This window comes from Shimia sagamensis (assembly GCF_900182745.1).
GTDB classification, from domain to species: domain Bacteria; phylum Pseudomonadota; class Alphaproteobacteria; order Rhodobacterales; family Rhodobacteraceae; genus Shimia; species Shimia sagamensis.
Map to the genome: position 1 here is coordinate 911059 of NZ_FXTY01000001.1, position 13129 is coordinate 924187.

At 57.2% G+C, this 13129-nt stretch carries 12 protein-coding genes; 4 read left to right on the forward strand and 8 right to left on the reverse strand.

Annotated features, from left to right (window positions below):
• Positions 1-33 precede the first annotated feature (33 nt).
• From pcaG to pobA, 4 genes are read right to left on the reverse strand one after another with little or no spacing between them, the layout of a single operon-like run.
• The gene (gene pcaG, locus QOL67_RS04225; protein WP_283424688.1) at positions 34-654 is read right to left on the reverse strand and encodes a protocatechuate 3,4-dioxygenase subunit alpha; all 621 of its coding nucleotides are present in this window, start codon (positions 652-654) and stop codon (positions 34-36) included.
• 2 nt (positions 655-656) lie between these two features.
• Positions 657-1385 carry a protocatechuate 3,4-dioxygenase subunit beta gene (gene pcaH / locus QOL67_RS04230; RefSeq protein WP_283424689.1) on the reverse strand — a complete coding sequence of 243 codons (729 nt, stop codon included), beginning with the start codon at positions 1383-1385 and terminating at the stop codon, positions 657-659.
• Positions 1386-1421: 36 nt separating this feature from the next.
• Complete coding sequence (gene pcaC / locus QOL67_RS04235; protein ID WP_283424690.1) at positions 1422-1793, reverse strand: 4-carboxymuconolactone decarboxylase; 372 nt, start codon at positions 1791-1793, stop codon at positions 1422-1424.
• 24 nt (positions 1794-1817) lie between these two features.
• On the reverse strand, positions 1818-2987 hold the full coding sequence (gene pobA / locus QOL67_RS04240; RefSeq protein ID WP_283424691.1) for a 4-hydroxybenzoate 3-monooxygenase: 1170 nt from the start codon (positions 2985-2987) through the stop codon (positions 1818-1820).
• Positions 2988-3078: 91 nt separating this feature from the next.
• Here pobA and pcaQ point away from each other — a divergent pair, with 91 nt between their 5' ends.
• A complete protein-coding gene (gene pcaQ, locus QOL67_RS04245) occupies positions 3079-3990 on the forward strand; it encodes a pca operon transcription factor PcaQ (protein WP_283424692.1) in 912 nt (303 codons plus the stop codon).
• 111 nt (positions 3991-4101) lie between these two features.
• Entirely contained in the window at positions 4102-4329 is a 228-nt protein-coding gene (locus tag QOL67_RS04250; RefSeq protein WP_283424693.1) for a glycine zipper 2TM domain-containing protein, read from the forward strand.
• Between the two features lie 82 nt (positions 4330-4411).
• Here QOL67_RS04250 and gyrB read toward each other — a convergent pair whose 3' ends face one another.
• From gyrB to dnaA, 4 genes are all read right to left on the reverse strand, one after another.
• Complete coding sequence (gene gyrB, locus QOL67_RS04255) at positions 4412-6829, reverse strand: DNA topoisomerase (ATP-hydrolyzing) subunit B (protein WP_283424694.1); 2418 nt, start codon at positions 6827-6829, stop codon at positions 4412-4414.
• A gap of 94 nt (positions 6830-6923) precedes the next feature.
• Positions 6924-8030 carry a DNA replication/repair protein RecF gene (recF, locus tag QOL67_RS04260; RefSeq protein ID WP_283424695.1) on the reverse strand — a complete coding sequence of 369 codons (1107 nt, stop codon included), beginning with the start codon at positions 8028-8030 and terminating at the stop codon, positions 6924-6926.
• Positions 8031-8086: 56 nt separating this feature from the next.
• Positions 8087-9205 carry a DNA polymerase III subunit beta gene (dnaN, locus tag QOL67_RS04265; protein WP_283424696.1) on the reverse strand — a complete coding sequence of 373 codons (1119 nt, stop codon included), beginning with the start codon at positions 9203-9205 and terminating at the stop codon, positions 8087-8089.
• Positions 9206-9377: 172 nt separating this feature from the next.
• The gene (gene dnaA / locus QOL67_RS04270) at positions 9378-10754 is read right to left on the reverse strand and encodes a chromosomal replication initiator protein DnaA (protein WP_283424697.1); all 1377 of its coding nucleotides are present in this window, start codon (positions 10752-10754) and stop codon (positions 9378-9380) included.
• 731 nt (positions 10755-11485) lie between these two features.
• Between dnaA and nth the strand changes: the two genes are divergently transcribed.
• Positions 11486-12130 (forward strand): endonuclease III, encoded by a 645-nt coding sequence (gene nth / locus QOL67_RS04275; protein WP_283424698.1) that lies wholly within the window; start codon positions 11486-11488, stop codon positions 12128-12130.
• Positions 12127-13113, forward strand: coding sequence for an adenosine kinase (locus QOL67_RS04280; RefSeq protein ID WP_283424699.1), 987 nt, complete (start codon positions 12127-12129; stop codon positions 13111-13113). The genes nth and QOL67_RS04280 overlap by 4 nt, the downstream gene beginning before the upstream one ends.
• Positions 13114-13129 lie beyond the last annotated feature (16 nt).

The window sequence follows — 13129 nt, forward strand, 5'->3', positions numbered from 1 at the left end:
TGATTGGCCCCGTCCAAAAGACAAGGGTGGTCGTCAGATGTCAAAGAAGACGGTTTCGTTGTCGCCCTGAAGCGTGATGTCAAAACGGTAGACGGGCACATCGTCGCGCATCTCGCGCTTGGCAATCAATGTGGCACGGCGATTTTCCAATTCGATGACGTTGAGCACAGGGTCCGTGGCGTTGGCCTCCGCCTCGTCGTCAAAATAGAGACGGGTGTTAAGGCCGACGTTGATGCCCCGGGCCACAATCCAGAGCGAGATATGTGGCGCCATCAGTTGCCCGTTGCGGCCCATGGCCTGACCCGGTTTGATGGTGTCAAAGCCCCACTCGCCGGTGTCAAAGTTGGTAATCACGCGGCCCCAGCCTTTGAAGCCTTCTTCGGTCTCGCCCGCCTGTTCTGGATGCGGGTAAATCCCGTCTGCATTGGCCTGCCACGCCTCCAACATAACGTCTTTCACCGGGCTGCCGGTGCCGTCGATCACCAGACCCTCGATGCGAATGCGCTCACCTTTGGCGTTTGGCCCGGCGATGTCCCAGCCAAGTTCCCGCTCATAGATGTCAAACCCCGCCGCGCCGGGGGCAAGGCCGATGTGCACATAAGGACCAGCAGTTTGGGAGGGTGTTTCTTTGAGGTAGTCGAGTTTCTGTACCATGCTCAATTCCCCTCCATGCGGTTTTCAAACAGGGTGGAGCGCCGACCGCGCAGTACGATGTCAAATTTGTAGGCAATGCTATCCAGCGGCACTGAAGCGTTCATGTCGAGTGCGGCAATCAGTTGTCCGCGCGCGGCCTGATCCGGGATGGTGTTCACAATCGGGCATTTTGCGATCAGCGGGTCGCCTTCAAAGTAAAGCTGTGTGATCAGGCGCTGGGCAAAAGCGGTGCCAAAGACAGACACGTGAATATGCGCCGGCCGCCAGTTGTTGACCCAGTTGCGCCATGGATAGGCACCGGGTTTCACGGTGCGGAAATAGTAGTAGCCGTTCTCGTCCGTTATGGTGCGCCCGCAGCCGCCGAAGTTGGGGTCAATAGGGGCCAGATAGGCGTCTTTTTTGTGGCGATAGCGGCCCCCAGCGTTGGCCTGCCAAATCTCCACCAAGGTGTTGGGCACAGGGCGGGCGTTTTCATCCAGCACGCGGCCGTGCACAATGATGCGTTCGCCAATCGCGCTTTCGCCCGGTTTGGCGTAGTTGTGGATCAGGTCGCGGTCCATCTCGGTCACGTCTCCATGACCAAAACGCGGGCCGGTGATTTCGCTGACGGTTTGCTCCAGACTGATCAGCGCGTTTTGCGGGGACCGCGCCACGGATGTTTTGTAGTCCTGCGAGGAAGCCGGCGGGTGCCACTCCCGATCACGTTGATAAAACTCGGCGGGTTTGCTCATGTTGGTGCTCCTCCCCTGCGCGCTTAGAATGCGCGATCAGCCCATCTCTGCAAAGGTCTGTTTTGCCAGTTTGATGGCGTGGTTGGCTTTGGGCACACCACAGTAAATCGCGACGTGCTGAAATACTTCCATCACGTCTTCCTGGCTGGCTCCGGTGTTGGCGGTGGCGCGGATGTGCATTGGGATTTCCTCAAAGTTGCCGGTGGCCGCAAGCAAGGCAAGCGTCAGCATGGAGCGTTCCCGCAGGCTGATCGCGTCACTGGCCCAAACTGTGCCCCAAGCCCCCTCGGTGATCAGGGTTTGAAACGGTGTGTCCAGCGCGGTTTTGTTGGCCTCCGCCCGGTCGACATGTTTGTCACCCAGCACCTTGCGGCGCACCTCCATACCGGTGGAAAATTTGTCAGACATGGTGTGTCTCCTTTGTCCGGCCCCCTAGTAGGGTAGGCCCACGTAATTTTGGGCAAACACCTTTTGAGCGGCATCGTTGCTGCGCAGGAAATCAATCTCGGCGCGCTGCATCTTCAGATCAAACGCGGATTGATCCGGGTAGCGGTGCAGCAAGTTGGTGGTGGACCAGCTGAACCGCTCGGCTTTCCAGATGCGCGCCAGCGCTCGTTCGGAATAGGCATCGAGGCCCGCGGTGTCCTTGTCCTCATAAACCTGCACCAACCCGTGGTAGAGGTAGTGGATGTCGGAGGCTGCGGTGTTGAGCCCCTTGGCCCCAGTGGGCGGCACGATGTGCGCCGCATCCCCACAAAGAAACAGCCGACCCCAACACATCGGCTCGGTCACAAAGCTGCGCAGTGGGGCGATAGACTTCTCAATCGACGGGCCCGTCACCAGCGCGTCTGCGTGGCGGCTGGGAATGCGGCGTTTGAGTTCGCTCCAGAACGCGCCGTCGCTCCAATCGTCGGGCGAGTCGCTGAGCGAGCATTGGATGTAGTATCGGCTGAGGTTGGCATTGCGCATGGAGCAGAGGGCAAAGCCGCGCTCTGACCAGCTGTAGATCAATTCGTCATGCACGGGGGGCGTTTCGGACAGCACCCCCAGCCAGCCAAAGGGGTAGACCTTTTCATATTCGCGGCGCACGGACGTGGGAATGGTCTGGCGACTGACCCCATGGAAGCCGTCACAGCCGGCAATGTAATCGCAGTCGATCCGGTGTTCGGTGCCATCCACATGGTAGGTCACAAATGGCGCGTCTGTCTTGGCGTCGTGGATCACCACGTAGTCTACGTTGAACACCAGATTGCCGCCCTCCGCCGCGCGCGCATCATAAAGATCACGGGTCAGCTCGGTCTGACCGTACACCATGACGTCTTTGCCGGTATGGTCATGAAAGGAGATGCCAAACTCCTCCTCGCCATATGCAATCACGGTGCCGGTGTGTGTGAAGCCTTCGGCGTCCATACGCGCACCAACGCCTGCTTCGCGCATCAAATCGACAAAGCCGGTTTCCAAAATGCCCGCGCGGATGCGGCCTAGCACGTAGTCGCGCGTTTTGCGCTCCAACACGATGCTGTCGATGCCCTTGCGGTGCAGCAGTTGTGAGAGCAGGAGCCCGGACGGCCCGCCGCCAATGATGCAAACCTGAGTACGCATAAAAGTCCTCCTGTTGACAGTTTGACTTCGCTAAAGTGAAAAGTAAAATGAGCATTTGTTTGATTTAGTTGTCAAAAGCGAGCATCAAGTCATGATCGATCGGCGCATTAAGTTCCGTCACATCCAGTGTTTTTCTGAGATTGTGCGGCACAACAGCTTAAAATCGGCGGCGCAGCATCTGCATCTGACACAACCGGCGATCTCCAAAACACTGAAGGAGCTTGAGGAGGTTGTCGGGTCGGATCTGCTGGTGCGCAATCGCGGCGGGGTCAGCCTGACCAAACAGGGTGAGGTGTTTTTGCACTTTGCCCAGATGAGCCTGGCAGCCTTGCAACAGGGGCTGAATGGCGTGGCACAGCTACAGAAGGCTGGCAAGATCAGTCTTTTAGTCGGCGCATTGCCCAGCGTGGCTGCCCGGTTGATGCCTGAGGTCGCACAGGCGTTTTCGGATCTGGCACCGGACGTGACGTTGCACATTCACGACGGGCCATATGGCTATCTGATTGAGGAGTTGCGTCAGGGGCGGCTGGACGTGGTGATTGGGCGCATGGGGGCACCGGAGATAATGAAGGGCATCGCCTTTACACAGCTCTATGATGAGCATGTCGAGTTTGTCGTACGCAAAGGGCACCCTTTGTTAGCGCGTCCAGACATTCATCGCTTGAGCGACTGGCCAGTGATTTTCCCGCCGAAGGCTTCGGTTATCCGACCTTTGGTCGAACGGGCTCTTGTGGCTCAGGGCGTTGGGGAGGTCGACACCAAGGTAGAAAGTGTGTCCGGTGCGTTTGGGCGCAATTATGCGCTGTCCAATGATGCGGTCTGGATCATTTCCAACGGTGTGGTGGCTAAAGAGCTAGAAAGCGGGGCGCTGGTCCGCCTGCCGTTTGATACGTCGCTTACAAAAGGGCCGGTTGGGTTGATGGCGCGTACGGATGGGCAGTTATCTGCAGCTGAATCCTTGTTTCGGCGGGTATTGGCAGAGGTTGCGGAGCGCATTGCCTAACGTGGAGCCTCATAGTCCAATTTCAGGCGATTTTCCGCCTGTGAGCTTTTGAAATCGGCATAAAAACATCCATATTGGCAGTGAAAACAAAAAAACGAATGAGGTACTTTCATGAAACTTATTTTGATCCCAGCTATGGTTGGTAGTCTTGCAGTTCTGTCCGCTTGTGCGGGCGGTGTGACTGAGAAAGATGTCGGCTGTGCCGGGGCAACCGTGGTTGGCGCTGTGGTTGGCGGCGCGTTGGGGAACCAGTTGGGCGGCGGTACGGGCAAAGACATCCTGACAGCCGGTGGGGCTGTTGCGGGTGGTGCAGTCGCAAACAACGCGGCTGGCTGCTAAGCGCGTCTGAAGCTGACAACAGATACAAAAAAGGCTGGCGCTCAATGCAGAGTGCCAGCCATTTTTTGTTTTTCGGTTCTACTTAGAAGTCGAGGTTTTCCACGCTTAATGCGTTTTTCTGAATGAACTCGCGGCGCGGCTCCACCACGTCACCCATCAGCTTGGTGAACAGATCATCCGCTTCGGCGATATCTTCGACCTTCACTTGCAGCAGCGTGCGGGCATCCGGATCCAGCGTTGTTTCCCAAAGCTGATCTGGGTTCATTTCGCCCAGTCCTTTGTAGCGCTGGAGTGTCAGGCCTTTTTCGCCTTCAGCCAAAATGGCGTCCATCAAATCAAGTGGACCGTTGATGATTTGGCTGCGGTCTTTGCGCACCAGAGAGGCAGAGGTGTTGTAGACCTCCTGCAGGCTTTCGGTGAAGGTGCCGGATTTGCGGGCCTCGCCAGAGCGCAGCATCGGGCCATCCAACGTGCGCACTTCTTCTACGCCCCGCAAAATACGCGCCAGCTTGATGCCGTGATCCTGTGTGATGCGCCCAGTCCAACCACGCTCATATTCCAGTGCAATCAGGTCCAGACGGGCGGCAACCTTGTCCGCCACGCCTTGCAAATCGGATTCCACCGCGCCTGGGACAAAGGCCCCTGCAATCGCAGCCTGTTCCAGAATGTGACGTGGGTAGTGGGTTGGGAAGGCGTCCAGAACCTGCTTCAGCTGACGCGCCTCAGTGACAACGCGGGCCAGATCTTGTCCGGACATTTCTGCACCGGACCCTAGGCGCAACACGGCACCGTCGATGCCCTGGTTCACAAGGTAGTCATCAAGCGCGGCTTGGTCTTTCAGATAGACCTCCGACTTGCCGCGCGCCACTTTGAACAGCGGCGGTTGCGCAATATACAGGTGCCCCTTTTCAATGAGATCCGGCATTTGCCGATAGAAGAACGTCAAAAGCAGCGTTCGAATGTGCGCCCCATCGACGTCCGCATCGGTCATGATCACCACTTTGTGGTAACGCAGCTTGTCGACGTTGAATTCATCGCGGCCAATACCAGTGCCAAGTGCCATCACCAGGTTGCCAATTTCTTGGCTGCCCAGCATCCGGTCAAAGCGCGCGCGCTCGACGTTCAGGATTTTACCCCGCAGCGGCAGGATCGCCTGGGTTTTCCGATCCCGACCGGTTTGGGCAGAGCCCCCAGCGGAATCACCCTCCACTAGGAAGACTTCGGTTTTGGACGGGTCTTTCTCGGAGCAATCTTTGAGCTTGCCCGCCAAGAAATTTACGTCCATCGCTGTCTTGCGGCGGGTGAGTTCGCGGGCCTTGCGGGCGGCCTCGCGGGCATGCGCCGCTTCGACAATTTTGGAGACAATCATCTTTGCGGTTTGCGGGTTTTCCCCAAACCACTCCGTCAACTTCTCATTCATCAACCCTTCAACCGCCGGGCGCACTTCAGAGCTCACCAGCTTGTCTTTGGTTTGGGAACTGAATTTCGGGTCTGGAACTTTCACCGACAACACACAGGTCAGGCCTTCGCGGGCATCATCGCCGGTAAAGCTGACCTTCTCTCGCTTCGCGATGCCGCTTTCCTGAGCATATTTTTGCAGTGTGCGGGTTAACGCACCCCGGAAACCAGCAATGTGGGCGCCGCCGTCCCGCTGTGGGATGTTGTTGGTAAAGGGCAGTACGTTTTCGTGGTAGCTGTCATTCCACCACATCGCAACTTCGACACCTATGTCGTCTTTCTCGCCTTTCACATAGATCGGCGCCTCCATCAGAGGGGTCTTGTGACGGTCGATATACTTTACAAACTCATTCACGCCGCCGTCGTAGTAGAGCTCAGTCTTTAACGGTTCGACCGGGCGCTCATCTTCCAGGAGGATGCGCACGCCAGAGTTCAGAAACGCCAGCTCACGCAGTCGTTTTTCGAGCGTGTCAAAGGAGTATTCGAGGTTGGAAAATGTGTCAGTGGACGCCATGAAGCGCACCTCGGTGCCCGTCTGGTCCCCACAGTCAGCAACTTCGCGCAGGTGCTCAGTACAGTCGCCGTGCTCAAACTTGGCGTAGTGCTCTTTACCATTGCGCCAGATGCGCAGTTCTAGCCAGACCGACAGTGCATTCACAACTGACACGCCCACACCGTGCAGACCACCGGAGACTTTGTAGGAGTTGCTGTCAAACTTACCGCCAGCGTGCAGCTGGGTCATGATGACCTCGGCCGCAGATACGCCTTCTTCGGGGTGGATATCCACCGGAATCCCACGGCCGTTGTCAAATACGGAGACGGAACTGTCGGCGTGAATTTTCACCTTCACGATGTCCGCGTGGTTGGCCAGCGCTTCATCAATGCCGTTGTCCACAACCTCATACACCATGTGGTGCAGGCCGGAGCCGTCGTCGGTGTCACCGATATACATGCCCGGACGTTTGCGTACCGCCTCCAAGCCTTTGAGAACTTTGATGGAATCCGCGCCATATTGCTCGGGATTTTGCGCGTTGTCAGACATTCATGTCGCCCTTTTTCATTTCCGAAATTTATATCGGGTTTGGGCAGGGATGTCACGTGAATGACGTGTATTTTTGTGATCTCGTGTGGGGCTGTCAGTGGGCGATCGACAGGCTGGAAATTCCTGCCTCATCGGTGACTTCGACATATTGCGCACGGTCACCCAAAGCCTCAAAAAGACCCGCTTCCGTTCCGGTCATCCAGGCCTGTGCCCCAAGTGCGCAAATCTCGTCATAAAGCGCGGCGCGGCGGTCCGGATCAAGGTGGGCGGCGACCTCATCCAGCAGAAGGATGGGTGCCGCGCCAATATCCTCTTTAAGTGCGCGAGCATTGGCCAAGATCAGCGACACCAGCAGCGCTTTTTGCTCGCCGGTGGAGCAATCTTTGGCGGGCACTGCTTTTTCGCGGTAGGTGCCAATCATGTCGGTGCGGTGCGGTCCAACCAGGGTGCGACCGGCCGCAATGTCACGAAAACGGCTTTCGGCGAGCGCGTCACGCAGATCAGCTTCAGTGTGAGGCATCGACCCTTCGGATTGGATCAACTCCAACTCTGCTACGGGAAAGGCAGTCTGCGCCGCCGCCTGCGCATCCAACAGCCGCTCCACACTGGCCTCGCGGGCCTGATGTAGCCGCGCGCCCGCTTCCGCCATCTGACGTTCTAGTGCGACGTACCAATGGGCATCGCTGATTTGGTCTTTCAGTAGGCGATTGCGCTCTCGCATGGCCTTCTCATAGGCCAGTGAGGCGTCGGCGTGTTCGGGGTAGAAGCTGAGTGTCATGCGGTCGAGAAACCGCCGTCGTCCCTCCGCGCCCTCAATCCACAGCCGGTCCATTGCCGGGATCAACCAAAGCACCCGCGCCACGCGGCCCAGTTGCACCTGCGGCGCAGCTTTGCTGTCGATTTGTACCTGTCGCGCGCCGCCGTTTTCGGAGCGGACCTCAATTTCGAAGGTCTGGGTGCTGGCCTGCAACAGGCCGGAGAGCTTCCAGCCAATGGCCTCCGGGCGCCGGGTCATCTCCTCTGCGCTGGCGCGGCGAATGCCCCGTCCAGGCGAAAACAGAGACACCGCTTCAAGAATGTTGGTCTTACCTGCGCCATTGGGTCCAAACAACGCCACAGGACGCGCATCACAGGTGAGCGCACCCTTCTTGTGGGATCGAAAATGAGACAGGCTCAGGGTTTTCAGAAACAGCTCAGACACAGGCCCGGCATTCACTTTCTACAACTATCCCCGCCGGAGGCATCCGCGTCAGCGGATTATACCCGCATCGGCATCACAACGTAGACAGCAGAGGTGTCGCCACCTTCACGCATCAGGGTTGGGTCGCCTGCGGAGTTGAACATGAACACGGCATTTTCACGGTCCACCTGGCTGGCGATTTCCAGCAGGTATTTGGCATTAAAGCCAATTTCCAGACGCTCGTCATTGTATGCCACAACCAGTTCTTCTTCCGCAGCGCCACTGTCTGGTGAGTTCACCGACAGCACCAAACGGTCTTCGTCGAGCTGCAGTTTCACCGCACGAGAGCGTTCCGAGGAGACGGTGGCCACACGGTCTACCGCTTTGGCGAATTCAGACGCATCCACTTCCAACTTACGGGTGTTGCCCTGCGGGATCACCCGCGTGTAGTCGGGGAAGGTGCCATCGATCACTTTGGAGGTCAGGGTGATGCTGGGGGTGGCAAAGCGCACTTTGGTTTCGCTGACGGACACGGCAATTTCCATATCGTCGTCGTCCAGAAGCTTGCGCAGCTCACCCACTGTTTTGCGGGGTACAATCACACCGGGCATGTCCGATGCACTCGCCGGCAGGTCAGTGTCGATGCGGGCCAGACGGTGTCCGTCGGTGGCAACCGCACGCAGCACTTTGCCGTCTTCGCCGTCGGACACATGCAGGTAGACACCGTTCAGGTAGTAGCGGGTCTCTTCGGTGGAGATCGCAAATTTGGCTTTGTCAAACAAACGGCGCAGGGCCGGGGCCGGGGCCGAGAAGTTGGACGAGTATTCGGAAGAGGCCATCACCGGGAAATCTTCACGCGGCAAGGTCGCTAGTGAGAAGTTTGAGCGGCCCGCTTCAACGGTCAGACGGCCAGCGGCGCTGTCATCGGTGAGGGTCACAAGCGCGCCATCCGGCAGTTTGCGAACAATTTCGTGCAAGGTGGTGGCGGCCACGGTGGTGGCGCCGGCGCGTTCCACCATCGCGTTGGCCTTATCAACCACTTCAATGTCCAAATCCGTGGCGCGGAACTGTACGGTGTCGCCTTCGGCTTCAATCAGCACGTTGGCGAGGATTGGAATGGTGTTGCGGCGTTCCACAACCGATTGCGCTTGGCTCACTGCTTTGAGCAGCACGGCGCGTTCAATACTGATTTTCATCCCATCACCCTCCGATAGCCGGGACAGGCACCTTAACGAGGTGGTCTCACGGCACAAGTCTTTTCCTAGGTTTGTCTGTGAAGTCGCAGGGAGCGTCAAGCGCCAAGCGGCCAAAAGAAAACACCGCACCCAGAGGGCGCGGTGTTTTGGTCAAATGTGTGACCGGAAACACTCAGGCTTCAAGCGTACGGCGCAGCAATTCCAGATCTTCGGCGATTTGCCCATCTGACGTGCGCAGCTCTTCGATGCGGCGCACACCGTGCATCACTGTGGTGTGGTCACGGCCGCCAAACCGTCGGCCAATTTCCGGCAGTGAGCGCGAAGTCAGCTTCTTGCAAAGATACATCGCCACCTGACGAGGGCGGGCAAAAGTGCGCACACGTTTGGGTCCTATCATGTCGGACAGGCGGATGTTGTAATGCTCAGCCACTTTGCGCTGGATCTCCTCGACGGAGACCTTGCGCTCGGAAGCGCGCAACACGTCGGACAGACAGTCTTGGGTGAGCTCCATGGTGATCTCACGACCCACCAGAGAAGCGAAGGCAAACAGACGGGTCAGCGCGCCTTCGAGCACACGCACGTTGGTGGAGATGCGGTGGGCCAGAAATTCCAACACGCCATCTTGCAATTGCAGCTCTGGGTATTGCGCGCGGTAGGTGTCAACTTTGGTCTGCAGAATGCCGAGACGCAGCTCATAGTCAGTTGGATGCAGGTCCACCACCAGACCACATTGCAGGCGGCTTTTGATGCGGTCTTCGAGGTCTTTGATCTCACCTGGCGCACGGTCGGCTGAGATGATGATCTGTTTGTTTTGATCCACCAGGGCGTTGAAGGTGTGGAAAAACTCTTCTTGAGTGCTGTCTTTGCCCGCAATGAACTGCACATCGTCCACCATAAGCACATCCACGGAGCGGAACAGCTCTTTGAAGTCCATCATCTTGCGATCGCGCAGAGCTTGCACAAAGCGGTACATAAATTGTTCGGCAGAGAGATACAGGACGTTAAGATCAGGGCGCTGCGCCTGTAGTTCCCAGGCAATCGCGTGCATCAGGTGGGTTTTCCCAAGACCCACACCACCATACAAAAACAGCGGGTTGAACGTGACCGGGCCACCTTCGCCGACACGGCGCGCGGCGGCATTGGCCAATTCGTTAGGCTTGCCCACAACAAAGCTGTCAAACGTAAACCGCGCATCCAAAGGCGCGCCGGTCATGCCCATGTCCGCGCTGTCGGAGGCAGCGGCAACACCTGCGGCTGTGCTGGTCTTTTTCATTGAGGCTGCTGGGGCCGGACGCGTGGCAGGCGTCTTGGCCCCAACTTTGAACTGCATACGCTGCACGTCCGCACCATTCTGGGTCATCTGATGCAAAATCAGATCGCCATAATTTTGCGACACGTAGTTGCCGATAAAATTGGTCGGCACATGAAAGGTGGCCACACCATCTTTCAGCTCTGAAAAATTGACGGGCTCAATCCAGGTTTTGAAATTATTCTGACCCACAGTTTTGAGTAGGTCTTGTTGGATGGTGCCCCAAGTGTCGTCAGTCATCTGTCCCCGTTTTCCTTCACACGTCTTTTGTGCCGAGCTGGGCCCGGTCTCTGCCTTTGTTTTGTGACACATTTGTGCCTTAGGGGCCGCTAAAAGCCCAAGCAGCTTCAGGCAAAACACAACCATGCCGGAGGTCCCTATTCTCCGGTTGCGTCTTGTCATCGGCGCGCAGATGCGCTGCTTTGTGGAACAGGTGAACACCCCGGAAACCATGGCAACCGCACCCCCAAAAGCGCGGCTGTCTCAGTCACCCAGTATGGCAAAGCCACCGTGTGTCGGTGTCTGTCCCCCCCAAGGCGAAATGAATCGCTGCAAGAACCTAACAAGCTGACGCCAAATCCGGCAACTGAACTTCGATCTTGACTCAGGCATTCATCAAAAAGAATCTATCCACAGGATGCTAAGATCATGTATTTAAAGGATATAGCCAAAAAATTTGATCCATTCTAAGCTGAGCCACGCACATGGTTATCCCCGGCCGTCCTTGACGCGAAAACCGTCCGGAGTCGTCCCTAAAACCCCGATTTTGTCTGCCTTTTGCGCAGGGTGGCAACATCTGGTTGTTGCGCGGCGGCCACATCTCCGCAGCTGTTGAGGTGGGCGACCAAAAGGAATCGCTGATGATTTTGCGCGACTCACTCGTGCAGCACTAAGCGCCACGTTGTGTCTGGCGCGTGATGGCCCACAACGGCCCCTTGCTTGCAACACCCGCTCCGTGCATTAACAGCGCGATGGCAAAGCAACTTGATTATCATACCATCCGGGAGATCTTCACCCGGTTTGAGGCCGCCGAAGCCGAACCTGTAGGCGAACTCGATCACGTCAACGTCTATACGTTGGTGGTGGCCGTGGCGCTGTCGGCTCAGGCGACCGACGTTGGCGTGAACCGGGCCACCAAAGAGCTGTTTAAAATTGCCGACACGCCGCAAAAGATGCTGGATCTTGGCGAAGAGGCTGTGATTGAGCACATCAAGACCATTGGCCTCTACCGCAACAAAGCCAAAAACGTGATCAAGCTCAGCCGCATCCTGGTGGAAGAGTACGGCGGTGAGGTGCCCAATTCCCGTGCAGCGCTGGAAAGCCTACCGGGCGTGGGGCGTAAAACCGCAAATGTGGTGCTGAACATGTGGTGGCGCTATCCGGCGCAGGCCGTGGACACGCATATTTTTCGCTTTGGCAACCGCTCTGGCGTGTGTCCCGGCAAAGATGTGGTGGCGGTTGAACGCGCCATCGAAGACCAAATTCCCGTGGATTTCCAACTCCACGCCCATCACTGGATGATCCTGCACGGCCGCTATGTGTGCAAGGCGCGCAAGCCTCTGTGTGGCACCTGCCTCATCCGCGATCTCTGCCTATTTGAGGAAAAAAACCTATGACCCAATACCAAGTGGTTGGCATCGGCAACGCCGTTGTGGATGTGATCAGCCAATCTGATGACAGCTTTCTGGACCTTATGGGCATTCAGAAAGGCATTATGCAGCTGGTTGAAAAAGAACGTGGCGAGATGCTCTATGCTGGCATGACCAACCGCAAACAGGCACCGGGTGGTTCGGTGGCCAACACCGTTGCGGGGCTTGGCGCGCTGGGCTTGTCGACCGCCTTTATTGGTCGGGTGCGGGATGATGCATTGGGCGAGTTTTATGCGCAGTCGATGCAGACGGAAGGCACCGATTTTGTGAACGTACCTGTGGCTGAGGGGGATCTGCCAACTTCACGCTCGATGATTTTTGTCTCTCCGGATGGCGAGCGCTCGATGAACACCTATTTGGGCATTTCTTCGGAGCTTGGTCCCGATGACGTCTCCGACGATGTCGCAGGACAGGCGCAGCTGTTGTTTCTGGAGGGCTACCTCTATGATAAACCCAAAGGAAAAGAGGCGTTTGAGCGGGCGGCAAAACTCTGTCGCGACGGTGGCGGCAAGGCTGGCATTGCGCTGTCCGATCCCTTCTGTGTTGAGCGTCACCGCGCTGATTTCCGCCGTTTGGTGAAAGAACTCGATTTTGTGATTGGCAATGAACACGAATGGGAAGCGTTGTATCAAACCGATTTGAGTTCGGCGTTGGAGCAAGCTGCGCAGGATGCCGGCATGGTGGTCTGCACCCGCTCAGGACATGACGTGGTGTTGCTCAGTGGCGACGAAGAAGCCACCGTGGCTGTGAACGAAATTGTGCCCGTGGATGCCACCGGTGCCGGCGATCAATTTGCCTGTGGGTTCCTGTATGGTGTGGCCACTGGTCAGTCGCTGGAGGTGTCTGGCAAAATGGGCTGCATCGCGGCCGCAGAGGTGATCAGCCATTATGGTGCGCGCCCTGAAGCGGACATCAAAGCCTTGTTTCAAAAAGCTGGTCTGATTGGCTAAAGCGCCGCCGCTAACA

Coding starts and splice junctions, on each gene's coding strand:
- QOL67_RS04280 (WP_283424699.1), top strand. CDS start 12,127: ATGACCCAATACCAAGTGGTTGGCATCGGCAACGCCGTTGTGGATGTG.
- gyrB (WP_283424694.1), bottom strand. CDS start 6,829: ATGTCTGACAACGCGCAAAATCCCGAGCAATATGGCGCGGATTCCATC.
- dnaA (WP_283424697.1), bottom strand. CDS start 10,754: ATGACTGACGACACTTGGGGCACCATCCAACAAGACCTACTCAAAACT.
- pcaH (WP_283424689.1), bottom strand. CDS start 1,385: ATGAGCAAACCCGCCGAGTTTTATCAACGTGATCGGGAGTGGCACCCG.
- nth (WP_283424698.1), top strand. CDS start 11,486: ATGGCAAAGCAACTTGATTATCATACCATCCGGGAGATCTTCACCCGG.
- pcaC (WP_283424690.1), bottom strand. CDS start 1,793: ATGTCTGACAAATTTTCCACCGGTATGGAGGTGCGCCGCAAGGTGCTG.
- pcaQ (WP_283424692.1), top strand. CDS start 3,079: ATGATCGATCGGCGCATTAAGTTCCGTCACATCCAGTGTTTTTCTGAG.
- QOL67_RS04250 (WP_283424693.1), top strand. CDS start 4,102: ATGAAACTTATTTTGATCCCAGCTATGGTTGGTAGTCTTGCAGTTCTG.
- pcaG (WP_283424688.1), bottom strand. CDS start 654: ATGGTACAGAAACTCGACTACCTCAAAGAAACACCCTCCCAAACTGCT.
- pobA (WP_283424691.1), bottom strand. CDS start 2,987: ATGCGTACTCAGGTTTGCATCATTGGCGGCGGGCCGTCCGGGCTCCTG.
- dnaN (WP_283424696.1), bottom strand. CDS start 9,205: ATGAAAATCAGTATTGAACGCGCCGTGCTGCTCAAAGCAGTGAGCCAA.